Source organism: Microbispora rosea (genome assembly GCF_044460045.1).
Lineage (GTDB): Bacteria > Actinomycetota > Actinomycetes > Streptosporangiales > Streptosporangiaceae > Microbispora > Microbispora rosea.
Map to the genome: position 1 here is coordinate 72,102 of NZ_JBITJO010000014.1, position 22,538 is coordinate 94,639.

Here is a 22,538-nt window from a genome sequence, read left to right on the forward strand (position 1 = left end):
CTACCGGTACTAGGAGCCCCCCCGCCCGCGGGGACGGGCGGGGTGGGGAGCGGATTAGGACTCTGGGGGGGGGGGGGGGGGGGGGGGGGGGGGGGGGGGGGTGGGGGGGGGGGGGGGGGGGGTTGGGGGGGGGGGGGGGCCCCGGGCGGGCCCCCACCCCACCCGGGAACGGGGCCGTCAGGACTCATCTGACGGCCCCCCGCGTCGCCCCCGGTCGTCTATCTACTGGAGCCAGTCGGACTCGGCCGCGGCCGGTCCGGGCTTGCCGGGCTCACCGGGCTTGCCGGGCTCACCGGGCTTGCCAGGGCCACCGGGCTTGCCGGGCTCGGGCTTGTCGTTCGTGTGGATCACGACCTTGTCGACGGTGGAGCCGACCGGCGGAGCGGCGCTCGCGCCGTTGTCCGGGCCGCACCACGACTCCTGGCCCAGCTCGACCGCGGCGTTGGGGGCGGCGCAGGTGCCGCTGCGGAGGTTCTCGACGACGAGCTTGTCGCCGCGCACCTGGACCCGCACGTACGTACGGACGTGCTCCTGGTTCTCGACCGAGTTGGCCCAGTGGTTCTTGGGGTTCAGCGGGTCGGGACCGTAGTTCGGGTCCTTGGTCGCGTCCGGAGCGGTGAGGTCGTAGTACTTCGACCCCGACGCCGAGTTCGCCGTCACGTAGATGACGCCGCCCGGGCCCTTGACGACCTCGGTGTCGCCGGGCTGCTCGTTCGGGTTCGCCTTCTGCCCGTTCTTGATCACGTAGCTACGGGAGTAGCTGTGGTCGTGACCCTGCAGGACCAGGTCGACGCCGAGGTTCGAGAAGGCCGTCGGGAAGTCCTGACGGCGCACCTTGTTGTCGCCGTCGTTGGCGTGGCTGGCCGGCGAGTAGATCGAGTGGTGGTAGATCAGCACGATGTGCTTGGCGCCTCGGCCGTGCTTGTTGACGACGTCGGTGACGTAGTTGATGTGCGCGGCGTCGGACCCGTTGGCGTACGCGTTGCTGTTCAGGTCGACGAACAGGATGCTCTTGTACGTGAACCAGTAGTCGCCGCCCGACCGGGTGGCCGCGTCGCCGTTGTAGTACGGCGTGGAACGGTCGGTGTTGGGCGTCCAGAAGTGCTGCTCGTACGCCTTACCGCCGACGTCGTGGTTACCGATGGTGGCGACCCACGGGTGCTGGCGCAGCTTGTCGGAGGCGAGGAACGCGTTCCACTGCGTCTCGTTGTTGGCGCTCTCGATCTGGTCGCCGCCCGACACCAGCAGCTCGGCCTTCGGGTTGGCCGTGAGGGCGACGTTCAGGGTGTCCGCCCACCCGGCGCCGTCCTTCGCCACGTCGCCCGACGAGCCGATCTGCGGGTCGCCGAAGAACAGGAAGTCGAAGTCGTTGCCCTTGAAGTTCTGGGTCGTGAAGGAGTACGTCGGGGACCATGCGCCGGGGGTGCCGACGCGGTAGGAGTACTCCGTGTTCTGCTTCAGGCCGTCGATCGTGGCGTGCCCGTTGTAGCCGCCGTTGACGCTGTTCGCCGTCACGGTGGCGGGGAAGGTGACCGAGTTCTTCGGGAACTCACCGCCCACGAGGTTCTTGGTCGGCGCGACCTGGACCACCTGAGCGGCGCCTTCCGAGGCGTACCACGACACGACCCGCTGCGCCTCGTTGGCGCCCACGCCGAGGACGATGCCGCTCACCGCCGTGGCGGAGTCGGCGTGGGCCGCGGTCGCGAGGCCGCCGCCGAGCACGGCGGAGGCGCTCAGGGCCGCCGCGGCGGCGCTGACGGCCACCCGGCGCAGGACGAGCCCGGGGTTGTGTGTCCCCTTGTCGAGCTTCATGCTTTTCCATCCATGTGGGGGAATTGGAGCGATTTGCACGATTTCGAGGTCCGGTGTCGCGGAGATGAACATGGGGCGGGCGGGCACTTGCGCTTACCGGAAGTTGTGATGCGATCTCACGAGTGAGGTGCTCTCACAGCCCGAGAACTCTCTGCACGAACCACACCAGGCCCATGGCGGACACACCCGCCGCGATCGCCCCGGTCGTCCACAGCCCCGCCGCGGGCCGGCGGTGACGCAGCACGGCGAGCAGCGGGAAGACGGCCACGATGATGGTCAGCTGGACGGCCTCGATGCCCACGTTGAAGACGAGCAGCGACCACAGGAGCGTCCACGACCAGGCCTGGTCGATGCCCAGTGCCGCGGCGAAGCCGAGACCGTGCACGAGGCCGAAGCAGAAGACCACCGCGAGCCGTGTCCAGCCCGCGCGGTCGAGGCCGAAGTGGCCGTGACCGGCCGTCTCCAGGTCCGTGGCGTGCGACCGGCGTCGCCAGAGACGCCACAGATGCCAGCCGGCGACGACCGCGATCGAGAGGGCGATGACGGGCTCGACGAACGACGCCGGCACCTCGACGAGGCCGAGGGCGGCGAAGACGAAGGTCACCGAGTGGGCCAGCGTGAAGGTCGTCGCCGCCAGCACGATCTCGCGCAGGCGGCGTGATCCCGCGATGAGCGCGAGCAGGAACAGGATGTGGTCGAGTCCGCCGAGCAGGTGCTCGGCTCCGAGCCGGAAGAACTCCCAGAACCGCTCGAACCAGGACTGCTGCGTGGAGAACGACCGATGCTGGGCGTCGAGGGCGGTGCTGCCGGACGTCAGGTCGAGGTCGTAGGTGACGATCGTCTTGCTGTCGCGCACGTACCCCTCCGAGCCGGCGAACAGCGCGCTGCGCACCTCGTGCGCATCGGCGGGCTTCGGGCACCGGTAGTCGAGGGCCAGCCGTGCGTACGGGACGCCTTCGCGTTGCCCGATCGTGAAGCCGCCGTCCCTGGCCGGGACGCACGCCGTGCCCCCGGCGGTGACGCCGAAGCGCTGGGTGACGTACGCGACGACCGAGCCGGCGTGGGCGTCGAGCGCGGCGGCCTGCTGTGCCGCGTCACCGCCCTCGAACGCCGCGGTGCCCGCCTTGAAGAGCGGGTCGTCCTTCTCGTAGTCGGCGGCGGAGACGACGAGCAGGTCGTACTCCAGCTGGAGCTCGGTGCGGACGTGCCCGGCCTGGGGCGAGACGAGGTTGACGTACACCGTCGAGGTGAACCCGTGAGCGAGGGCGGGCAGGGCGCCCAGCAGAGTGGAGAGGGCGCTGAGCAGGACGGCCACGGCTGCGGCGGCGATGACAGCACCGACACGACGCCGAGCGGTGGGGGACATATGACTCCTTTTAGGCTTTGGTGTACGAAATCTGCTCGATAGAGGTGAACGAGCGGTATCTCGTACAAGAACCGTCAAGGAACCACGCCCGGCGGAGACCGCCTCGCCGCCGAAGGCCGCGAATCATGCGGTAGGAAATAGGCGCACTTCCCGGCGCTCCGAAGGACGATCCCCATGCGCTCTCGGCTTCTGCCTGCCTGCACGCTGGTTGCGGCGGTCGCGACCGCCCTGCTGGCCGGCGGATGCGGCTCCGGCGACGACTGGTCCGGGCCGCACGCGAAGCCCACCTCCGTCGGCACCCCCGGCCCGGGCTTCTTCCCGGCCGTGTCCCCCGCCCCGGAGGCGACGGTCACGCCCCGGCCCGGCTCGTGGAACGGGGTGCGTCCGCCGGAGGGCTACCGGGTGGTGCTGCTCACCGCGGGGGAGGACCGCCAGACCACGACGCTGGTGCGCGCGGTGACGGCGTGGGCCGAGGAGGAGGGCGTCAGCCTCAGGACCGTCACGGCCACGGGGCCGGACGGGTTCGTTCCGGCCATCACCAGGGCGATGGGCATGAAGCCCGACCTCATCGTCAGCGCCGGCGACGCCCTCGTCGACCCCCTGGCCCTGGTCACCCCCAACCACCTCGACCAGCAGTTCCTCGTGGTCGGCGCGGAGCTGGCCGAGCCCACGGAGAACGTCACCGCCGCCGACTGGGCCGGTGCGTCGTTCCGCGGCGAGGGGCTCGGCATGTCCTCGACGTACGATTCCGCCACCTTCACCCCCGAGCGCGCCGCGCGTGCGGTCCGGGCGGGGGCCGCGGCCGTGCTCAACGGCATGACCGGCGTCGTGCTCTGGCTCGACTGACGGCGCTGTGTGGCGCCGTCCGGGTCAGGGCCGGACGGCCAGCACCCGGAAACTGATCCCGCTGGTCGCGCGCGCCACCGACTCGATCGCGAAACCGGCCTGCTCAAGGTAGGGCCGGGGATCGCGCGTGAGGTAGTCGGCCTCGAACCGCACCGACAGCGGCTCCAGCAGCCGCATCCCGGCCCGGACGACCGGGTTGCTCGACGGTCCGTGCTCGGCCAGCACGAACCGCCCGCCCGGTTTGAGCACGCGATAGGCCTCGCGTGCCGCGGCCCGCGGATCCGGGATGGTGCACATCGTGAACGTGGACACGACCGTGTCGGCGACGCCGTCGGGCAGGTCCAGGCGCTGCACGTCGCCCTGCCGCAGCTCCACCCGCTCGCCGAGACCGGCCTGCGCCACCCGCAGCCGGGCCAGTTCCAGCATGCGCTCGGACAGCTCGATCCCCACGACCGTGGTGCCGGCGTCGTACAGCGGGAGGTTGAGCCCGGTGCCCACCGCCATCTCCACGACGTGACCGCGCGCCTGCCCGACGGCCCACTCCCGGCTGCCCGGGAACAGGCGGCGCTCCCAGGCCTGCATCTGACTGTCGTACCGGTCCGCCAGCCGGTCGAACACCCGGCGTACGTCGGCATTCGTGATGGTCCGCATCGAACGCCCCTTCGGAACGGGAGACTCCGCACATGCTGTCACGTGACGTGACGGCAGGCCATATCCGCGGCCATGCGTGTGCGGGGCGGAACTACCTCAGGGAGGTCAACCGGCTGCGGAACTCGGCGTTCGCGCTCTCGATCAACCGGTTCATGTGCTCTATCTCGGCCGCACTCGGTTTCCGGCGGAGCCGCACCTGGATCGCGAACTCGCCGTCATCGACGCCCACGTCGAGGTCCTCCAGGAGGTCTCCCGGCAACCTGGACATGACGAACTCGCGGAACGCCTCGGCGATCGTGCCCTGGACGTCTCCGCAGCCGCAGGCGCGTCCCTGGACGATGGCGCCGAGGTGACTGCGCCCCACGATCGCGTCGGGGTGCGCGACGTCCAGCGTCGACAGCCCGGCCTCCACCACCTGTCGTGCCTCGCCCAGCCGCTCTTCGTGCTGCAGGAACAGGCCGAGCGCGATCCGCGAGCGGCCGAGCATCTCGTGGTCGTGCCCGAGATCGGCCGCGGCCACGGCGTCGCGCAGACGCCGCTCCGCCTCGGCCGTACGGCCCGCGGCCGACAGGGCCAGCCCCCAGTTACGCAGCACCTGGGCACGCAACTCAGGACGGCCGATGCGGTCCGCCCGAGCCCACGCGTCCTCGAACGTCCGCAGCGCCGCGGCGGTGTCGCCGGTGTCGTCCTGCGCCATGGCGAGGCCGAGCGCCGCCATGAGCGCGTCCTCCGCCCGGCCCTGCCGGTCGTAGGAGGCGAGCACCTTCTCGATCGCCCGCACCCGCCCCGTCTCGTCGCCGATGTCGTGGCCGGTGTTCGCCAGCTGGGACAGTGCGTTGAGCGTCGTCTGGTGATCGGGGCCGAGCCGTTCCTCCAGGGCGGCGATCAGGCTGGTGAGCACCGCCCTGCCGGTCGCGGGGTCCTTGCCGGTCCGGCTCATCACGGTGTGCGCGATCTGTTCGACGACGTCGTCCGGCAACTGCTCCAGTCCTGTGAAGGCGGATTCGCCGGCGGCCGCGGCGACGACGATCTCCGCCCGCAGCGCGAGTGCGGTGGCGACCCGTTCGTGTCCGTTGCGCCAGAAGTTGCCGACCGCCTCTTCCACGAGCTGACGGGCCTGGCCGATGTCTCCACGTCTGAGCAGGACGTCGGCCAGGGGCTCCAGGGCGTAGGCGTAACCCGGATGCTCACGGCCGTAGAAATCGCGCCGCTCCTGGAGATTGCGGCGCAACTCGTCCTCGGCCTCGTCGAGCCGCCCGGCGGTCGTCAGCACCATGCCGAGGTTGAGCCGGTAGGTGAGGTGGTCCTTGTACGCCTCCGGGTCGCCCGCCGGCGGACGGGAGCAGGCGCTGCGATAGCAGTCCACCGCCCGGTCGAGCCGGCCGGAGCTGAACAGGAGGTTGCCGAGATCGCACTGGGCCGACGCCCACTGCGGGCTCCCGGGTCCGTGCTTACGCTCGGCCTTCCGCAGCTCCTTAAGCAGGAGCTGTTCCGCGTCGATCAACCGGCCCTCTTCCAGAAGGCCGTACGCGATGTCGAGTGAGGACGGCGATCTTGACATGCGGGGAGTATAGGGACCGGATCCGACAGAAGGGGAACGGCCGGGAAGCGTGGTCTGTCCGGCCGTTCCCGGGAGCGTCGCCGGGGCTCGGCGAGGTCAGTACGCGACGGTGAAACGGGTCCGGTGGTGGCGCGGGCGTTCGGCCTCGTCCAGCAGCGCCACCGCGAGGTCCTCCATCGAGATCCGGGACTCGCCGTCGGCGTCGACCACCAGCTCGTCGGCGCCCAGCCGATAGAGGCCGGTCCGCTCGCCCGGCACGAGCAGGTCGGCCGGGCTCAGATAGGCCCAGTCCGCCGTGGTGTCGGCCCGGCAGGCCGCCAGCTGCTCGACGCACGCCGACGCGATCGGCAGCAGGAAGGACGGATAGCCCTCCCGGTCCATCAGGCGACCGCCGCCTTCGACGGTCAGGCTGCCCGCGCCGCCGACGAGCAGCAGGCGCGCGCCGGTCTTGGCGCACGCCGAGAGCAGGGTGGTGGCGACCGCGACCAGCTGGCGCTCGTCGCCGGGCGCCGGACAGGTCGCGGTGATCACGACGTCCTGCCCGGTGGTCAGCGCCACGGCGTCGTCCACGTCGGTCGCGTCGCCGACCCGGGCGCGCGCCTCGCCGGGCAGCCCGGCGAGCCGCACCGGATTGCGGGCCACGCCGGTCACCTCGTACCCACGGGACACGGCCTCGGCCACGACGCGCCTGCCCACGTTCCCGGTCGCCCCGAACACTGTGATGCGCATGCCGCTACTTCCTCTCGATCTCGGGGGTGCCACGGGCGGTACCCTTGCGGTGTGCCGGATCATGTGGACCACGTCCTGCAGCAGTGGGCCGACGCCCGCCCTGACCTGGACGTGTCTCCCATGGCGGTCTTCGGCCGGCTGTCGAGGCTGACGCAGCTCGTCAACAACGAGCTGCGCCGCACGTTCGCCGCACACGACCTGGACCCCTCGTCGTTCGACGTCCTGGCCACCCTGCGCCGCGGCGGCCGGCAGGCCCCGGCGGAGCTGATGCGCTCGGCCATGGTCACCTCGGGGGCGGTCACCCAGCGCCTCGACCGGCTGGAGGCGCGGGGCCTTGTGACGCGGACGCCCAGCGACGTCGACGGCCGTGGTGTGCACGTGGATCTGACCGACGCCGGCCGCGAACTGATCGACCGGGCGCTGCCCGACCACGTGGACACCGAACGGCGCCTGCTCGCCGGGCTCACCCCCGCCCAGCGGGAGAACCTGGCCGAGATCCTCAGGCAACTGCTGACGGCGCTGGGCGACGAGCGGAGTTCCTAGACCCGCCTGGTGCCGGACACCACCAGCGACGTCAGGACCACGAGCCCCGCCGCGACCCACAGCACGCCGGTCACGGCGACCGCCCCGACGATGAGGCTGGCGAACAGCGCTCCCAGCGCGATCGCCAGGTTGAACATGCAGGTGTTGAGCCCGGTGGCGGCCTCGACGCCCTGCGGGGCCGCCTTGATGATCCAGGTCTGCACGCTCACCGGCAGGCCGCCGAACGCGAAGCCCCACGCGATCAACAGGATCGAGCCGGTGACCGCGTTGCCGCCGAGGAAGGGGAACGCCGCCAGGATGACCGCGAGCGCGACGCTGACCACGACGATCGTGCCGCGGACGTTGCGGCCCGCCCACGAGCCGGCGATGAGGTTGCCCGCCATCCCGGCCACGCCGTACGCCAGCAGCAGCGGGCCGACGAACGCCGCGCCGACCCCGGAGACGTCCTGCAGGATCGGGCTGACGAACGTGAAGGCGCCGTAGTGCCCGGACACCAGCAGGAAGGTGGCGACGACACCGACCCGGACGGCGGGCACGCGCAGCTGCTCGCCCAGCGTGCGCAGCCGGACGGGCTCGGTCGCCGGCATCCGCGGCAGCAGCACGCTCAGCGCGATCACCAGCAGGAGCGCGACCGCGGCGACCGCGCCGAACGCGATGCGCCAGCCGGTGAGCTCGCCGACGAGCGTGCCGGCGGGGACGCCGAGGACGTTGGCGGCCATGGCGCCGAAGAAGATCAGCGAGGTGGCCCTGGCGACGTGCGCCTCGGGGACCAGCCGGACGCCGAGGCCCGCGGCGAGCGCCCAGAACCCGCCGATGCTGACGCCCACGAACAGCCGGGCCACCATCAGCACGGCGTAGGTGGGAGTCACCGCGGACACGACGTTGGCCACCAGCGCCAGCAGGATCAGGCCGAGCAGGACCACCCGCCGGTCCAGCCCGCGGATCGCCACGGGGAGCAGCGGCGCGGTGACGGCGGCGACCAGGCCGGACACGGTCACCATCAGGCCGACTTCGCCGTCGGAGACGTGCAGACCGCCGCCGATGGCCGTGAGCAGACCCATGGGGAGGTTCTCGACGGTCACCACCAGGAAGGTCCCCAGCGCGACGGCGATCACCGCGAGCCAGTTCTTGATGGGGACGCGATCCGGTGTGCCGGTCCCGGCGGAGACGGACTCGATGACTGTCATCTGGTTCCTCCTGTGCGCGTGGGCCCGGTCCGGGCTGGCGAGAGCGAACGTCGTGCGTCGGTTGGGTCGAACGGTGGCGCCGATCGGCCCCGGCGGCCGTGGATCAGTGGCGGGCACATCGCTTAGCACTAAGAGACATTACCTTAGTGCTAAGCGATTGGCCAGACGTGGGCCGGCCGGGTTCGAGGTGCGCGGGCCACTGGCGGCACGTGGCCCCCGCATGGCCCCCGCGTCGGGGCGGCGTGGACGGACGCGAGATCCGGCGGTGGCGGTGCCCGGAAGCGGGGAACCGTGCCGGCGAATCGCCTGGGGAGATCGGTTGCTCGTGGTGCATTCTCACCACCGCCGTTTCTCACGCGTGCTCGTCGGGGCACTCCGAGACGGAGGCTAGTTTCGCGTTTCCCGCCGGGTCAACGAGAGTCGCGCGCGACTCGGGACGGGCCGTTTCTCTATAGGGGGTGTGAGGGGTTGTGGACCGTCTCTTGCGCACCCCTCCTGGTGGCTCCCGAAAAGTCCAGAGGTGTCCCGGATCGTCCTGACATGCTGTGGGGCCGCTAGGGGTTGTGAGGAAAGCCCGCCGGCGCGAATTCTGAGTAGGCCTCGCAGGCCGGAATATTCGCGCCGTAGCGAATTCCATCTCGAAAGGCCGCACTGTCGCAGGCTGCTCAATGCCATTGTTCGTGGCCGTTTGCAATTCGTTTCCGACCGAGGCCGCTCAGGCCGGTTCGAAAGGCGGGCAACATGCAGGGACTGATTCAGGTGGCCGGTGTCATCGACCAGGCCGAGGCGGACCTGATCCGCGAGGAAGGCGCGGACTGGCTCGGCTTCGCCTTGCGGCTGCCGGCGAAGAACGAGGACCTGTCCGAGGAGGAGGCCGCGGCGATCGTCAAGGAGATCCAGCCGGAGCACAGGGGCGTCGTGATCACATACCTGACCGACGCCGAGGAGATCAAGACCTTCTGCGAGGAGTTGGGCGTCACCGCGATCCAGCTGCACGGCGACGTGACGGGCGAGGAGCTGCGGAAGCTGCGGCGCATCGCCCCCGACCTGTACGTGCTCAAGAGCCTCGTGGTCAAGCAGGACAACCTCGACGAGCTGGCCGCGATCGTGGACGAGGCGGCCGAGTGGGTCGACATGTTCATCACCGACACCTTCAACCCGGCCACCGGTGCCAAGGGCGCCACCGGACTGCTGCACGACTGGTCGATCAGCGCGGAGCTGGTCCGGATCTCGCCCAAGCCGCTGATGCTCGCCGGTGGGCTGAACCCGGACAACGTCGCCGCCGCGATCACCGAGGTCCGCCCGGCCGCGGTCGACGCGCACACCGGCCTGGAGGACCCGGTGACCCGCCGCAAGGACCGGCTCAAGGTGCGCAAGTTCGTCCAGGAGGCCCGCCGGGCCTTCGCGCAGCTGGCGGCGGGTGAGCAGGCATGACCATCACGGCGACGCAGGCGGCCGGCCCCCTGAACGTGACCGTGAACGAGACGGTGAACGAGACAGTGCACCTGCTGCCGCAGACCAGGCAGCTGCGGGCGCTGCACACCGTCATCCGCGACCGGCACGCCGACCTGGGGCGTTTCGTCACCACCTCGGGCCGGATCATCCGCCAGCTCATCGAGACGGCCCTGGACCTCCTGCCGTACGAGCCGGTGGACGTGCAGACCCCGGTGGGGGAGACCTACCACGGCCTGCGGCCGGCCAAGCCGATCTGCGGGGTGCCCGTCGTGCGCGCCGGAGAGAGCATGGAGCACGAGCTGCGTGCGGTGTCGCCGGGAGTCCGGATCGGCAAGATCCTGATTCAGCGGGACAAGGTGACGAAGCTGCCGCGGCTGTACTACTCGGCGCTGCCCGCGGACATCGACCGGCACAGCGTGCTGCTGCTGGACCCGATGCTCGCCACCGGCGGGACCGCGCTGGCCGCCGTCGAGGTGCTGCTCGACCACGGGGTCGCGGAGGACGACATCGTCTTCGTCGCCCTGCTGTCGGCGCCGGAGGGCATCGCCGCCGTCCACGCGCGCCACCCGAACCTGCGGATCGTGACCTCGGCCATCGAGGAACGGCTGAACGAGAACGCCTACATGATCCCCGGCATCGGCGACTTCGGCGACCGGTACTTCGGCACGGACGTCCCACGCTGACACCCTCCCCTCCCCGAGGGGGAGGGGATCCCCGCCGTCGCCGGTTCGATCTTTCCGCGGCACCGGCGACGGCCCCCGGGACCGACCCACCCCGGGGTCTCGCGTGGCCTCTTCCACAGTCCGCACATCCCGCCGGTCCGGCGGCAGGCCCGACCGGCCCGCGGCGCGGCCCGGGCCGGTCACCCCCGCGGCGGAGCGCGGGACACGGGTGACGGCGCCGAGGGCCGCGGTTTCCCAGCAATCCTTGTCCGCCCATCGCAGGGGGAGGAAATGATCACCACTCCAGCCGTTGAAGCGAGACGGGAACCACCGGAGGACGCCTGTCTTCCCGATCTGCTCGATGCCCAGGCCCGGTTGCGCCCGGGCGCCATCGCGGTCGTCTGCGGAGAGCGGCGGCTGACCTTCCGCGAGCTCGCGGAGGGCGGCGCGGCCCTCGGCGGGCACCTGCGGGAGCTCGGCGTGGACCTCGACGAGTGCGTGGGGCTGTTCGTCGAGCCGTCGATCGACCTGATGGTCGGCGTTTGGGGAATCCTGCGGGCCGGCGGCGCCTACCTGCCGCTGTCCCCCGAATATCCCGAAGAGCGCCTCCGCTACATGATCGAGGACGCCGGCGTGCGGGTCGTCGTCACCCAGGACGAGCTCGTGGACAGGCTGACCGAGCTGGCGCCCGCGGAGACGAGGATCGTCACCCTGAAGGACGTGGAGGGGTTCGCGGATTCGCCCGGAGGCGACCGGCGCCCCGGCCGGCACCCGGGCCTGCGTCCGGGCAACCTCGCGTACGTCATCTACACCTCCGGCAGCACCGGCAAGCCGAAGGGCGTGATGATCGAGCACCGCAGCATCGTCAGCCAGATGCGGTGGCTGCGCGCCGGTTACGGGATCGACCAGGACAAGGTCATCGTGCAGAAGACGCCGATGAGCTTCGACGCGGCACAGTGGGAGATCCTCGCGCCGGTCTGCGGCTCCCTGGTCGTCGTGGGCCCGCCCGGGGTCTACCGGGACGCCGAGCGGCTGATCGACGTCATCAGGACGCACGACGTCACCACCTTGCAGTGCGTTCCCACGCTGCTGACGGCGCTGCTGGACACCGAGGAACTGCAGAGCTGCACCTCGCTCACGCAGGTCTTCACCGGAGGCGAGGTGCTGTCCAAGGGGCTGGCGACGAGCTTCCTCGACGCCATGCCCGGGTGCGCGCTGGTCAACCTGTACGGCCCCACGGAGTGCACGATCAACTCGTCGGCCTACACCGTGGACCCGGCGACCGTCGACGAGGGCCCGAACGCGATCTCGATCGGCGCGCCGGTCGACCACACCGACTATCACATCCTCGATCCGGCCGGGGGGCCGGTGGCCGTCGGCGAGATCGGCGAGCTGTTCATCGGAGGCGTCCAGGTCGCCCGCGGCTACCTGCACCGGCCCGAGCTGACCGCCGAGCGGTTCGTGGACAACCCGCTCGGCGAGGGCAGGCTGTTCAAGACCGGCGACCTCGCGTACTGGAACGCCGACGGCACCGTCCAGTTCGTCGGCCGCGCGGACAACCAGGTCAAGCTGCGCGGGTTCCGGGTCGAGCTGGACGAGATCAAGCTGGCCATCGAGACCCACGACTGGGTCAAGCACGCCGCGGTCATCGTCAAGAACGACCCGCGCACCGGCTTCCAGAACCTGATCGCCTGCGTGGAGCTGAACCCCAAGGAAGCGGCGCTGATGGACCAGGGCAACCACGGCGCCCACCACCAGTCCAAGGCGAGCCGGCTCCAGGTCAGGGCGCAGCTGTCCAATCCCGGGCTCAGGGAGGCCGCGGAGCTCGACGGCAGGCCGGTGATCGACCTGCCGGGCAGGCAGGCGACCGCGCGGCAACGCGGGCTGGCGTTCGCGCGCAAGACCTACCGGTTCTACGAGGGCGGGGAGCTCGGCCGGGGCGACATCCTGAAGCTGCTGGCCAGGAAGGCCGAGGGCGCGCACTCCCGCGGCCTCGACACCGTCGGCATGGACACGCTCGGCGAGATCCTGCGCTACCTCGGCCCGCACCACAGCGAGGAACGCCTGCTGCCGAAGTACGCGTACGCCTCGCCGGGGGCGTTGTACGCGGCCCAGCTCTACCTGGAGATCGACGGGATCGGCGACCTCCAGCCGGGCTTCTACTACCACCATCCGGTGGACCACAGGCTCGTGCTGGTCGGGCCGGCCGCCGGGGGAGCGCAGCCGAGGGTGAGGCTGCACTTCGTCGGCAAGAGGCGGGCGATCGAACCGGTCTACAAGAACAACATCCGCGAGGTCCTGGAGATCGAGACCGGCCACATGGTCGGCCTGTTCGAGGAGGTGCTGCCGGAGTACGGCCTGGACATCAGGCCCCTGGAGTACGCGCCGGCCACGATGGACCACCTGGACTGCGCCGCCGAGGACTACTACCTCGGGACGTTCGAGCTGGTCCCGTACGCCGGGCCGCGCCAGGACGAGATCGACCTCTACGTCCAGGCGCATCCCGGGAAGATCGCCGACATGCGGGCGGGCCAGTACGCCTACGAGAACGGGCGGCTGCGGCTGATCTCCGACGAGCTCATCCTGAAGAAGCAGGTCATCGCGATCAACCAGGCGGTCTACGACCGGTCGAGCCTCGGCATCTCGGTGATCAGCAGGAACAACGAGGAGTGGTTGCACTACATCGACCTGGGGCGCACGCTGCAGCGCCTGTCGATGAACGACGTGAACATCGGGTTCATGTCGTCCGGATACAGCTCCAAGTCCGGCGACGCCCTGCCCTCGGCGCGCAGGATCGACGACATCCTCCACGCCAACGGCCGGCCCACCGGCCCGTCCTACTTCTTCATCGGCGGCCGCGTGAGCGACGAGCAGCGGCTGAGCGAGGGGATGAAGGAGGACTCGGTCCACATGAAGGGACCGGCGGAGATGATCAGGGACGACCTCATCAACTTCCTGCCGGACTACATGATCCCGAACAAGGTCGTCGTGCTGGACCGGCTCCCGTTCACGGCGAACGGGAAGATCGACGTGAGGGCCCTCGCCGAGTCCTCCGCGACGGACGCGGACAACGCCGACCGGCCGTACGTCGCGCCGCGGACCATGACCGAGCGCCGGATCGCCGAGCTGTGGAAGAAGGCGATGAAGCGGGAGACGGTCTCGGTGGAGGACGACTTCTTCGCCTCGGGCGGCAACTCGCTCATCGCCGTCGGGCTGATCAACAAGATCAACCGGGAGTTCTGCGGCTCGCTGCCCCTCCAGGTGCTGTTCGAGTGCCCCACCATCGAGAAGCTCGCCCGTCGGCTCGACGGGACCGAGTCCGAGGCGTGCTCCCGGCTCGTGCCGCTGCAGCGGGAGGGCTCCGGGCGGCCCGTCTACTGCTGGCCCGGCCTCGGCGGCTACACCATGAACCTGCGCACGCTGGCCGCCAGGATGGGCGCCACCCAGCCCTTCTACGGGATCCAGGCGTACGGGATCAACCCCGAGGAGGTGCCGTACGCGACCATCGGCGAGATGGCGGCCGAGGACGTCAAGGCGATCCGCCGGCTGCAGCCGTCCGGTCCCTACACCCTGTGGGGATACTCGTTCGGCGCGCGTGTCGCGTTCGAGGCCGCCTACCAGCTGGAACAGGCCGGTGAGCGGGTGGAGCACCTGTTCCTGATCGCGCCGGGCTCGCCGAAGGTCCACACGGCGGGCACGTCCGAGCACGAGCGCGAGGCCGGTTTCGGCAACAAGGCGTACGTGACGATCCTCTTCTCGGTCTTCGCCGGCACGATCACGGGCCCGCTCCTGGAACGGTGCCTGGCCGAGGCCGTGGACGAGGAGAGCTTCGCCGCCTTCATCCATCGCAACTTCCCCGACCTGGACGCCGACCTCGTACGCCGGATCATGCGGGTGGTGGGCGAGACCTTCGAGTTCAGCTACACCTTCCGCGAGCTGGCCCGGCGGCGGATCGACGCGCCGATCACCATCTTCAAGGCCAGGGGCGACGACTACTCGTTCCTGGAGAACAGCAGCGGCTATTCGGCGACGGCCCCGGTCGTCGTCGACCTGGAAGCCGATCACTACGGCCTGCTCAAGGAACCGGAGATCGACGAGCTGGTCGCAGCCATCAGGGATCGTCTCGGGACCCACGGTAAGGAGATCATCATGCCGCACGTCAGCATCAAGCACTTCCCCGTCCCCCTCACCGAGCAGCAGCACTCCGACCTGGTCGCCGCGGTGACCAAGGCGATGACGAGCGCCTTCGGCTGTGAGGAGGGCTCGGTGTCGATCATCCTGGAGCCGGTCGCGAAGGAGCTGTGGGACGAGAAGGTCTACATCCCGGAGATCCTCAACCAGAAGCACAAGCTGAACAAGCTGCCGAACTACGGCCCGGCCGCGAACTGAGGAGCGACGATGACCCGGGAGCATGGACGCGTCCCGCTGGTGTTCAGCGACGAGGTCGCGGACGCACTCGCCGAGAGGCGGCCGGTGGTGGCGCTGGAGTCGAACGTCATCACCCACGGACTGCCCTATCCGGACAACGCGGCGACCGCGCGCAAGGTCGAGGACGCCGTCCGCGCGGGCGGCGCGGTCCCGGCCACGATCTGCGTCGAAGGCGGGCAGATCAAGGTCGGCATGACCGACGAGGACGTCGAGCGGTTCGCCTCGACGCCCGGCATCCCCAAGGTCAGCAGCCGGGACCTGCCGGTGATCCTGGCCCAGGGCGGGCTCGGCGCGCTGACCGTGGCCAGCTCGGTGGTGGCGGCCGAACTGGCCGGCATCCCGTTCTTCTCGTCGGCCGGCATCGGCGGGGTGCACCGGGGCGCGGAGAAGACGATGGACGTCTCCTCCGACCTGATCCAGTTCACCCGGTCGAAGGTCGCCGTCGTCTGCGCCGGGGCCAAGAGCATCCTCGACCTGAACCTGACGATGGAGTATCTGGAGACCCACTGCGTGCCGGTGGTGTCGTACCGGTCGGACGACTTCCCCGCGTTCTACTGCGTCTCCAGCGGCATCCGCAGCCCGCAGCGGCTGGACGACGAGCGGGTGATCGCACGAGCGGTGGAGAACCACTGGGCGCTGGGCAACGACAGCTCGTTCCTCATCACCACGCCGGTGCGGGAGGAGGACGCGATCGACGCGTCCGAGGTGGACGCCGCCATCGCCGGTGCGATGGCCGCGGCCGAGCGGGACGGCGTGCGCGGCAACGCGATCACCAAGTATCTGATGCGCGCCGTGGACGCGGCCACCGAGGGCCGGTCGTCGAGGGCGAACATGTCCGTGCTCGTCAGCACGGCCGAGGTCGGCGGCCGTCTGGCCGCGGCCCACGCGCGGTATCGGGAGGAGACCGCCTGATCCGAGCCCTGGTCCGAGCCCTAGTCCGAGCCCTGGTCCGAACCCTGAGCCGAGCGCAGAACCGCCCCGGAGCCCGCCCGCTCCGGGGCGGTTCTGCGTCCACGGAGGAACCGCCGGCGGAAAGTCAAGGGATAGCGCAGGGGCCGGTCCGCGCGGTACAAACAACCCACATATTTTTTCGGGGCTTGATACAAGGTCGGCTCAAGAGAGAGCGCTCTCTCGGCTGCGTACGCAGCGGAAAGGACGAACCGTATGACGACCCAGACTCCTGGAACTGGGAGTCCCCTGAGGTGGCGTTCCGGCCGCCGGTTGATCGGCCGGGCGTTCACGTTCGGTCTCGTGCTGACGACCGCCGTCGTGACGGCGGGAACGACCGCCGCCACCGCCGCCGCGCCAGCCCACGCGATCCCTGGAACTCCGGGAAGCCCTGGAGCTCCGGGAAGCCCCGGAGGAGTCGCCGATCTCGGGCCCGGCGTCACCGTCTTCGACCCGAGCATGCCGGTCGACCAGATTCAGGCGACCCTCGACGCGGCGCACACGGCGCAGGTCGACAACGAGATGGGCGCCGAGCGGCACGCCTACCTCTTCAAGCCCGGCACGTACGGCACCGCGGACCATCCGCTGCAGATCAAGGTCGGCTACTACACCGAGATCGCCGGTCTCGGCGCCTCGCCGACCGACGTCGTCATCAACGGCAAGGTCGAGGTCTACAACCGCTGCCTGGAGAACAACGGCACCGGCAACTGCCTCGCGCTCGTCAACTTCTGGCGCACGCTGTCGAACCTGTCGATCAACGTCAACGCCGCGGGCCAGGACGGCTGCCGCCAGACGGCGAACTTCTGGGCCGTCTCCCAGGCGGTCTCCATGCGCCGCCTCAACGTCACCGGCGGCACCCTGTCGCTGATGGACTACTGCACCGCCGGCCCGCAGTACGCGAGCGGGGGCTTCATCGCCGACTCCCGCCTGCCGTCCGTCACCAACGGCTCCCAGCAGCAGTGGCTGACCCGCAACACCGAGGTCGCCGGGTGGTCCAACGCGGTGTGGAACCAGGTCTTCTCGGGCGTCGTCGGCGCGCCGGACGAGTCCGGCTTCCCTGACCCGCCCTACACCACCGTGGAGAACACCCCCGTCAGCCGGGAGAAGCCCTACCTGTTCACCGACGCGCAGGGCAGGCTCAACGTCCGCGTGCCCGCCGCCAGGAAGAACACGCGCGGCGTCTCGTGGGCGGACGGCATGACGCCGGGCCGCACGGTGCCGTTGTCGGACTTCTACGTCGCGAAGCCGTCCGACTCGGTGCAGGCCATCAACAGCCAGCTCGCGCGCGGCAGGAACCTGCTGCTCACGCCCGGCGTGTACGACATCGCGCGGAGCATCGAGGTCAAGCGTCCCGACACCGTGGTCCTCGGCCTCGGGCACGCCACCCTCACCGCCTCACGCGGCGCGACCCCGCTCGACGTCGCCGACGTTCCCGGCGTGGTCGTCGCCGGCGTCACCGTCGACGCGGGTCTCCAGAAGTCCCCCGTGCTGCTGCGGGTGGGCAAGGAGCACGGCGAGCACGGTCACCGGACCCCGGCGGACAACCCGACGACCCTGTCCGACGTGTACTTCCGGGTCGGCGGCCCGCACGTCGGCAAGACCGAGACCGCTCTCGAGGTCAACAGCGACAACGTGCTCATCGACCACACCTGGGTGTGGCGCGCCGACCACGGCGTCGAGGGCTTCACCGACACGCAGCGCTGGAACACCAACATCGGCCGTTATGGCGTCGTCGTCAACGGCGACCACGTGACGGCGACCGGCCTGTTCGTCGAGCACTTCCAGCGCTACAACACGGTCTGGAACGGCGAGGACGGCACGACGATCCTCTACCAGAACGAGCTGCCGTACGACCCGCCGACGCAGGCCGACTGGATGAACGGCTCCGTGGAGGGCTACGCCGGCTACAAGGTCGGCGACCGCGTGAAGAGGCACAACCTCTACGGCGCGGGCGTCTACGTCTTCAACCAGAACAACCCGCAGATCCACACCGAGAACGGCTTCGAGGTGCCGCAGACCCCGGGCGTGCGGTTGCACCACATCATGACGGTCAACCTCAACGCCGGGACGATCGACCACGTCGTCAACGGCGTCGGCGACGCGGCCGACACGACCAAGGTCGGCGCGCCGCAGTACATCGCGGACTACCTGGCCCAGTAGTCACCCGCGTGGGCCGGAGTCCGGGGTCACGTCCCCGGACTCCGGCCCACGCCGGCGGAACCGCTCACACGGCGTCGCCGGACTCGCAGCGCCGTTTGAGGCTCTCCGCCTCCGTGCGTACGTACCTGCGGGTGCGGCCGCCGGCCAGCAGACTCATCAGCGGAGCCAGCGGCCCGGACTGGTCGATCCCGAGCAGGACCGACACCCCGCTCTCGCGAGGCGTGAGCACGTGCGTCCCGACCGTGGCCACGCCACCGCCGGTCGCCTGCCAGGCGAAGGAGACGCCGTCGGTGAACTCGGTCACCTGCCAGACCATCGGGGGAAGCCCCGGCTGCTTGATCCTGAACCGGCCGCCGAGGCCGAGCGGGCCGTCGCCGAGGGGCTCGACCGTGGTCATGGTGGGGGTGAACTCGGGCCACCTGGCGACGTCCGTCATGACCCGCCAGACCCGCTCCGCGGCGGCGTCGATGTCGACGCCGGTCTCGAACCGCATACCCGCCCTCACTCCCTCTTCGTCTCCCACCCGGATCGGCCCCGCGGCTCACGCGAGCGCCGCGGGCACCCTCATGATGACGCAGTGGTCCCCTGCGGCCGATCAACGGGAGAGCCCTCGGCCGCCCGGCCCCCGCGTACGGCGGCGGTCGCCGCCACGACGGCGGGCACCAGGATGACCGCCGCCGCGATGTTGACCGCGCGGAATCCGCCCCCGGCGAGGATCGGCCCGGCCAGCGCGGCCGCGGCGGCGCCCGCGTAGTTCATCCCGGCGTCCGTGGCGCCCTGCAACGGCACCCGCACGTGGTCCGCGGCGGTGCCGGCGAGCAGCGCGGAGGCGGAGATCAACGACACCGACCAGCCCAGCCCGAGCACGGTCAGCGCGAGCGCGGTGAGGGCGCTGCCCTCCGCGGCGGAGGCGGCCACGAAGCCGAGCACGACGGCCGCCGCGAGCAGCAGCATCCCGCCGCACGCCGTGCGGACCGCGCCGATCCGGTCGGCCAGCCAGCCGAAGACCGGGCTCAGGGCGTACATGCCGAGCACGTGCAGGCTGATCACCACGCCCACGAGCCGCAGTGACATGCCGTGGTGCTGCATGTGCAGCGGCGTCATCACCATGACCATGACCATCATCGCGTGCGCCACCGAGATGAGCACGACCGCGAACCGCGCCGCCGGGTCGGCCGCCGCCCAGCGCAGCGCCGCGACCGCTCCCACCGCCCGGGTGCTCGTGCCCGCCTCGCCGGTGCCCGCGTCGTTGGTGGCCGCATTGTTTGTGGCCGCGTCGTTCGTGTCCGGGGCGGACGACCGCGCGGCGGGCCGGAGGAACACCGCCACCACCGCGCCCGCCAGGGCGAAGGACACGACCGAGAACAGGTAGGGACCGGTGAGGCCGGGCAGCCCGAGCCACCGGCCGAACCGGTCGGCCACGTCGCTGAGGTTGGGGCCGGCCACGGACCCGATCGTGGTCGCCCAGATGACGATCGACATCGTCCTGGCCCTGGCGCCAGGAGCCGCGCCGTCCGCGGCGGCGTACCGGGACTGCAGGTTCACCGCCTGCCCGACGCCGAACAAGGCCAGCCCGGCGAGCAGCACGACGAGCTGCGCGACGACGGCGGCCGCGACGATCAGCACGCCGCCGAGCACGGCGATGGCGTAGCCCAGGGCGAGCGAACGGCGCCGTCCGTGCCGCGCCGCGACGCCGGCCAGCGGCACCGCGGCGACCGCCGCGCCGAGCACGCTCGCGGCCTGGCCGAGCCCGGCGACGGACGTGCCGCCGAGCCGCTCCAGGAGCAGCCCGCCGACCGCGATGCCGGAGGCGACCGCGACGCCGCCGAGCAGGTTGCCGGTGACGAGGGCGCCGATGCCCCTGCTGCGCTCCACGTTCGGCACGGACATCACCGCCGGGACCACCTTCCCCTCGCGCCGGTCCGGTGTGATCCGGGAAACGGCACTCGATCATATGTCCGGCATCAGGTGACGTGTCTCCCTATTTAGAGCGGCGTTCCATCCCGTGAGTTCCGTCTGATGCGGTTTCACGCACCTCACCACGAGGGGGGTGGATTCTCCTCGTCGGCCGTCTATCGCGTTGCGAGCGGGATCTCGGGGAACTCCACGGGCACGGCGGGCCGGCCCGCCTGGACGACCCAGGCACGCCCGGTTCGCCGATCGCCGAGGACGGACTGGACGGCGGCGGCGATCTCGCCGGGATCGGCCAGCAGCAGCCCGTGAGCGAGTATGGCCGTGCGCGCCCGTGCGAGGACGGGCGTGTCCACCAGCCCCGGGCAGACGATGTTGAGCCGGATGCCGTCGCGTGCCAGGTGCGGTGCGGCCGAGCGGACCAGTCCGATGAGGGCGTGCTTGGCGGTGGCGTAGAACACATCGGGCGATCCGGTCAGCCCCGCGAGGCTCCCCGTGACGACGATGTGCCCGCTCCTCTGCCGGCGCAGTCGGGGCAGGGCGGCGTGCAGGCCGTAGACGATGCCGTCGAGATCGGTGCGCATGGTTTCCCGGTAGTGCTGCTGCGTGAAGTCGTCCAGTCCGCAGCGACCCGCGATCGCGGCATTGAGCACGACCGCGTCCAGCCGACCGTGTGCCCGGACGGACTGCGCCACCGCGTGCTCGTTGTCGTGGAGCGAGGTGACGTCGGTGTGGATGAAGAGCCCGCCGCAGTCATCGGCGACACCGGCGCCGCGGGCGGCGTCGACGTCGGCGATGACCACTCGCCACCCCTCGCCGGCCAGCCGCCGAGCGGTCGCGGCTCCGATCCCTGACGCACCGCCGGTGATCAGCGCCACCGCGCCGGCCGTCACGCCGACTGCTCGGTGGCGGGTATGGGCGTGATCAGCAGCCCACGGCTGCGCAGCCCGTTGCGGCGCAGGAATGCACGCCCGAAGAACCGCTGGAAGGACAAGATCACCAGTACGGTGACCGCCAGCAGTACATCGTCGAGCACCGGAACCAGGTCGATCGGCAGGGTCATCGCCATGACGACCCGCACCGCGGTGTCGGCCAAGCACGCCAGGCCCCAGAACGCGCTGCAGATCCACAGGAGCCGACGGAACGCCGGATAGCGCTCCCAGTTCACTTCGAGCGTATGCCGCTTGTCCTCGTCCACGACGATCCTGGTCGCCTCGTACAGGAACGGCCGCCGGAACAGCAGCGTGCACAGCATCCACACGCCGATCGCGGCCATGCCCCAGCCATTGCGGATCAGCAGAAGGCGTGGGCTGCCGGTGACGAACGACATGGCGACGGTGAGGCCCATCGTGCCGAGCGTGAAGACGTCCAGCCCGCCGGCCCGGCGCTCGGTGACGATACGCCGGACCGCCCCGGTCGCCGGGATCGCGGCTCCTACCAGCAGCGCGAGGATCTGGTTCACACCGAGCCAGCGCAGGCCGTAGAAGAGGGCGAGCGGGACGATCAAATGGACCAGCAGCACACGGCTCAGCCCGGCGGGCCGCACCGAGAGTTGCGCACCGAAACTCCTTGCCATGGCACGACCTTCCTGTCGCGGGTCTTCGAGGGGGTTCGCTCGGGACACAAATTCAGCCGGAGCGGGCGGCGAGCGTGAACGCGGTGACCAGCTCGCGGGTGTACGCGTCGAAGTCCAGCCCCGGTTCCCCGCGCAGCCGCTGGGCCGCGGCGTCGATGGCGCCGCGGATCATCACCGCCATGGACCGGGCGTCGAAGTCACGGAACTCGCCGCTCCGCTGTCCCGCGGAGAGCAGGCCCTCCAGGCCTCGCACGCTCGGCTCCTGGGCACTCTGCGACGTGTAGGGCAGGCCGCTCGCGTCACGCGCATGGGGGCCGATCTCGGTGAGCGCCGCCATCTCCTGTGGGTGTTCCCGCAGGAACTGCAGGTTGGCCTCCAGATATGCGCGCAGCTTGCCGGTCATCGTCTCCTCGGCCGCCATCCGAGCGCCGATGAACTCCGCGCCGGCGACGAACACCTCCCGGACGATCTGATGGATCAGATCGTCCTTGTCGGTGAAGTGGTACGAGATCATCCGCGGACTGCTCAGCCCGGCCCGCTCGGTGATCTTGGCGAACGACGCCTTGGCGTAGCCAAGTTCGGCGATCACGTCCACTGCCGCCTTCACGATCTGCGCGCGCCGCGCCGCATTGGTAAATGTCCGCTTCGTCTGTCCGGTTGGTTCCACTGCCTACCCTTCAGATTTATCTAGCCAGATAAATCC

General features: G+C 70.5%; 18 protein-coding genes. 7 read left to right on the forward strand and 11 right to left on the reverse strand.

Going from position 1 to position 22,538, the window contains the following annotated elements:
• Positions 1 to 222: 222 nt before the first annotated feature.
• Together ACIBK1_RS36780 and ACIBK1_RS36785 are read right to left on the reverse strand one after the other, a co-directional pair.
• On the reverse strand, positions 223 to 1,812 hold the full coding sequence (locus tag ACIBK1_RS36780) for a fibronectin type III domain-containing protein (protein WP_396740286.1): 1,590 nt from the start codon (positions 1,810 to 1,812) through the stop codon (positions 223 to 225).
• Between the two features lie 133 nt (positions 1,813 to 1,945).
• Positions 1,946 to 3,178, reverse strand: a complete 1,233-nt coding sequence (locus ACIBK1_RS36785; RefSeq protein WP_396740288.1) for a HupE/UreJ family protein — start codon at positions 3,176 to 3,178, stop codon at positions 1,946 to 1,948.
• 174 nt (positions 3,179 to 3,352) lie between these two features.
• Between ACIBK1_RS36785 and ACIBK1_RS36790 the strand changes: the two genes are divergently transcribed.
• On the forward strand, positions 3,353 to 4,024 hold the full coding sequence (locus ACIBK1_RS36790) for a type 1 periplasmic-binding domain-containing protein (protein WP_030508759.1): 672 nt from the start codon (positions 3,353 to 3,355) through the stop codon (positions 4,022 to 4,024).
• 24 nt (positions 4,025 to 4,048) lie between these two features.
• Here the strand turns inward: ACIBK1_RS36790 and ACIBK1_RS36795 are convergent, their stop codons facing one another.
• From ACIBK1_RS36795 to ACIBK1_RS36805, 3 genes are all read right to left on the reverse strand, one after another.
• Positions 4,049 to 4,675 carry a class I SAM-dependent methyltransferase gene (locus ACIBK1_RS36795; RefSeq protein WP_396740290.1) on the reverse strand — a complete coding sequence of 209 codons (627 nt, stop codon included), beginning with the start codon at positions 4,673 to 4,675 and terminating at the stop codon, positions 4,049 to 4,051.
• Between the two features lie 91 nt (positions 4,676 to 4,766).
• Positions 4,767 to 6,236 (reverse strand): tetratricopeptide repeat protein, encoded by a 1,470-nt coding sequence (locus ACIBK1_RS36800; RefSeq protein WP_396740292.1) that lies wholly within the window; start codon positions 6,234 to 6,236, stop codon positions 4,767 to 4,769.
• 96 nt (positions 6,237 to 6,332) lie between these two features.
• Positions 6,333 to 6,965, reverse strand: coding sequence for an NAD(P)-dependent oxidoreductase (locus ACIBK1_RS36805; protein WP_396740294.1), 633 nt, complete (start codon positions 6,963 to 6,965; stop codon positions 6,333 to 6,335).
• Positions 6,966 to 7,016: 51 nt separating this feature from the next.
• Here ACIBK1_RS36805 and ACIBK1_RS36810 point away from each other — a divergent pair, with 51 nt between their 5' ends.
• The gene (locus ACIBK1_RS36810) at positions 7,017 to 7,508 is read left to right on the forward strand and encodes a MarR family winged helix-turn-helix transcriptional regulator (protein WP_030508763.1); all 492 of its coding nucleotides are present in this window, start codon (positions 7,017 to 7,019) and stop codon (positions 7,506 to 7,508) included.
• Here the strand turns inward: ACIBK1_RS36810 and ACIBK1_RS36815 are convergent.
• The gene (locus tag ACIBK1_RS36815) at positions 7,505 to 8,695 is read right to left on the reverse strand and encodes an MFS transporter (RefSeq protein ID WP_030508764.1); all 1,191 of its coding nucleotides are present in this window, start codon (positions 8,693 to 8,695) and stop codon (positions 7,505 to 7,507) included. The genes ACIBK1_RS36810 and ACIBK1_RS36815 overlap by 4 nt on opposite strands.
• Positions 8,696 to 9,436: 741 nt before the next feature.
• On the opposite strand from ACIBK1_RS36815, the gene ACIBK1_RS36820 reads away from it, so the two are divergent.
• The 5 genes from ACIBK1_RS36820 to ACIBK1_RS36840 all read left to right on the forward strand — a co-directional run bounded on the left by ACIBK1_RS36820 (position 9,437) and on the right by ACIBK1_RS36840 (position 18,348).
• Positions 9,437 to 10,129, forward strand: a complete 693-nt coding sequence (locus ACIBK1_RS36820; protein WP_030508765.1) for a phosphoribosylanthranilate isomerase — start codon at positions 9,437 to 9,439, stop codon at positions 10,127 to 10,129.
• A complete protein-coding gene (gene upp / locus ACIBK1_RS36825) occupies positions 10,126 to 10,833 on the forward strand; it encodes a uracil phosphoribosyltransferase (RefSeq protein ID WP_396740296.1) in 708 nt (235 codons plus the stop codon). Before ACIBK1_RS36820 ends, upp begins: the two co-directional genes overlap by 4 nt.
• A gap of 270 nt (positions 10,834 to 11,103) precedes the next feature.
• Positions 11,104 to 15,201, forward strand: a complete 4,098-nt coding sequence (locus ACIBK1_RS36830) for an amino acid adenylation domain-containing protein (protein WP_396740298.1) — start codon at positions 11,104 to 11,106, stop codon at positions 15,199 to 15,201.
• 9 nt (positions 15,202 to 15,210) lie between these two features.
• On the forward strand, positions 15,211 to 16,152 hold the full coding sequence (locus tag ACIBK1_RS36835) for a pseudouridine-5'-phosphate glycosidase (RefSeq protein ID WP_396740300.1): 942 nt from the start codon (positions 15,211 to 15,213) through the stop codon (positions 16,150 to 16,152).
• 252 nt (positions 16,153 to 16,404) lie between these two features.
• On the forward strand, positions 16,405 to 18,348 hold the full coding sequence (locus ACIBK1_RS36840) for an adenylyl cyclase (RefSeq protein ID WP_396740302.1): 1,944 nt from the start codon (positions 16,405 to 16,407) through the stop codon (positions 18,346 to 18,348).
• 64 nt (positions 18,349 to 18,412) lie between these two features.
• Here ACIBK1_RS36840 and ACIBK1_RS36845 read toward each other — a convergent pair whose 3' ends face one another.
• The 5 genes from ACIBK1_RS36845 to ACIBK1_RS36865 form a co-directional block, all read right to left on the reverse strand.
• Positions 18,413 to 18,841, reverse strand: coding sequence for an SRPBCC family protein (locus ACIBK1_RS36845; RefSeq protein WP_081903629.1), 429 nt, complete (start codon positions 18,839 to 18,841; stop codon positions 18,413 to 18,415).
• A 71-nt stretch (positions 18,842 to 18,912) separates the two neighbouring features.
• Complete coding sequence (locus tag ACIBK1_RS36850) at positions 18,913 to 20,238, reverse strand: MFS transporter (RefSeq protein WP_396740304.1); 1,326 nt, start codon at positions 20,236 to 20,238, stop codon at positions 18,913 to 18,915.
• Positions 20,239 to 20,420: 182 nt separating this feature from the next.
• Positions 20,421 to 21,152, reverse strand: coding sequence for an SDR family NAD(P)-dependent oxidoreductase (locus ACIBK1_RS36855; RefSeq protein WP_396740306.1), 732 nt, complete (start codon positions 21,150 to 21,152; stop codon positions 20,421 to 20,423).
• Positions 21,149 to 21,835, reverse strand: coding sequence for a VC0807 family protein (locus tag ACIBK1_RS36860; RefSeq protein ID WP_396740308.1), 687 nt, complete (start codon positions 21,833 to 21,835; stop codon positions 21,149 to 21,151). Before ACIBK1_RS36860 ends, ACIBK1_RS36855 begins: the two co-directional genes overlap by 4 nt.
• A gap of 52 nt (positions 21,836 to 21,887) precedes the next feature.
• A complete protein-coding gene (locus ACIBK1_RS36865) occupies positions 21,888 to 22,502 on the reverse strand; it encodes a TetR/AcrR family transcriptional regulator (protein WP_396740310.1) in 615 nt (204 codons plus the stop codon).
• Between the last annotated feature and the right edge of the window lie 36 nt (positions 22,503 to 22,538).

Coding starts and splice junctions, on each gene's coding strand:
- ACIBK1_RS36780 (WP_396740286.1), bottom strand. CDS start 1,812: ATGAAGCTCGACAAGGGGACACACAACCCCGGGCTCGTCCTGCGCCGG.
- ACIBK1_RS36785 (WP_396740288.1), bottom strand. CDS start 3,178: ATGTCCCCCACCGCTCGGCGTCGTGTCGGTGCTGTCATCGCCGCCGCA.
- ACIBK1_RS36790 (WP_030508759.1), top strand. CDS start 3,353: ATGCGCTCTCGGCTTCTGCCTGCCTGCACGCTGGTTGCGGCGGTCGCG.
- ACIBK1_RS36795 (WP_396740290.1), bottom strand. CDS start 4,675: ATGCGGACCATCACGAATGCCGACGTACGCCGGGTGTTCGACCGGCTG.
- ACIBK1_RS36800 (WP_396740292.1), bottom strand. CDS start 6,236: ATGTCAAGATCGCCGTCCTCACTCGACATCGCGTACGGCCTTCTGGAA.
- ACIBK1_RS36805 (WP_396740294.1), bottom strand. CDS start 6,965: ATGCGCATCACAGTGTTCGGGGCGACCGGGAACGTGGGCAGGCGCGTC.
- ACIBK1_RS36815 (WP_030508764.1), bottom strand. CDS start 8,695: ATGACAGTCATCGAGTCCGTCTCCGCCGGGACCGGCACACCGGATCGC.
- ACIBK1_RS36820 (WP_030508765.1), top strand. CDS start 9,437: ATGCAGGGACTGATTCAGGTGGCCGGTGTCATCGACCAGGCCGAGGCG.
- upp (WP_396740296.1), top strand. CDS start 10,126: ATGACCATCACGGCGACGCAGGCGGCCGGCCCCCTGAACGTGACCGTG.
- ACIBK1_RS36830 (WP_396740298.1), top strand. CDS start 11,104: ATGATCACCACTCCAGCCGTTGAAGCGAGACGGGAACCACCGGAGGAC.
- ACIBK1_RS36835 (WP_396740300.1), top strand. CDS start 15,211: ATGACCCGGGAGCATGGACGCGTCCCGCTGGTGTTCAGCGACGAGGTC.
- ACIBK1_RS36840 (WP_396740302.1), top strand. CDS start 16,405: ATGACGACCCAGACTCCTGGAACTGGGAGTCCCCTGAGGTGGCGTTCC.
- ACIBK1_RS36845 (WP_081903629.1), bottom strand. CDS start 18,841: ATGCGGTTCGAGACCGGCGTCGACATCGACGCCGCCGCGGAGCGGGTC.
- ACIBK1_RS36850 (WP_396740304.1), bottom strand. CDS start 20,238: ATGTCCGTGCCGAACGTGGAGCGCAGCAGGGGCATCGGCGCCCTCGTC.
- ACIBK1_RS36860 (WP_396740308.1), bottom strand. CDS start 21,835: ATGGCAAGGAGTTTCGGTGCGCAACTCTCGGTGCGGCCCGCCGGGCTG.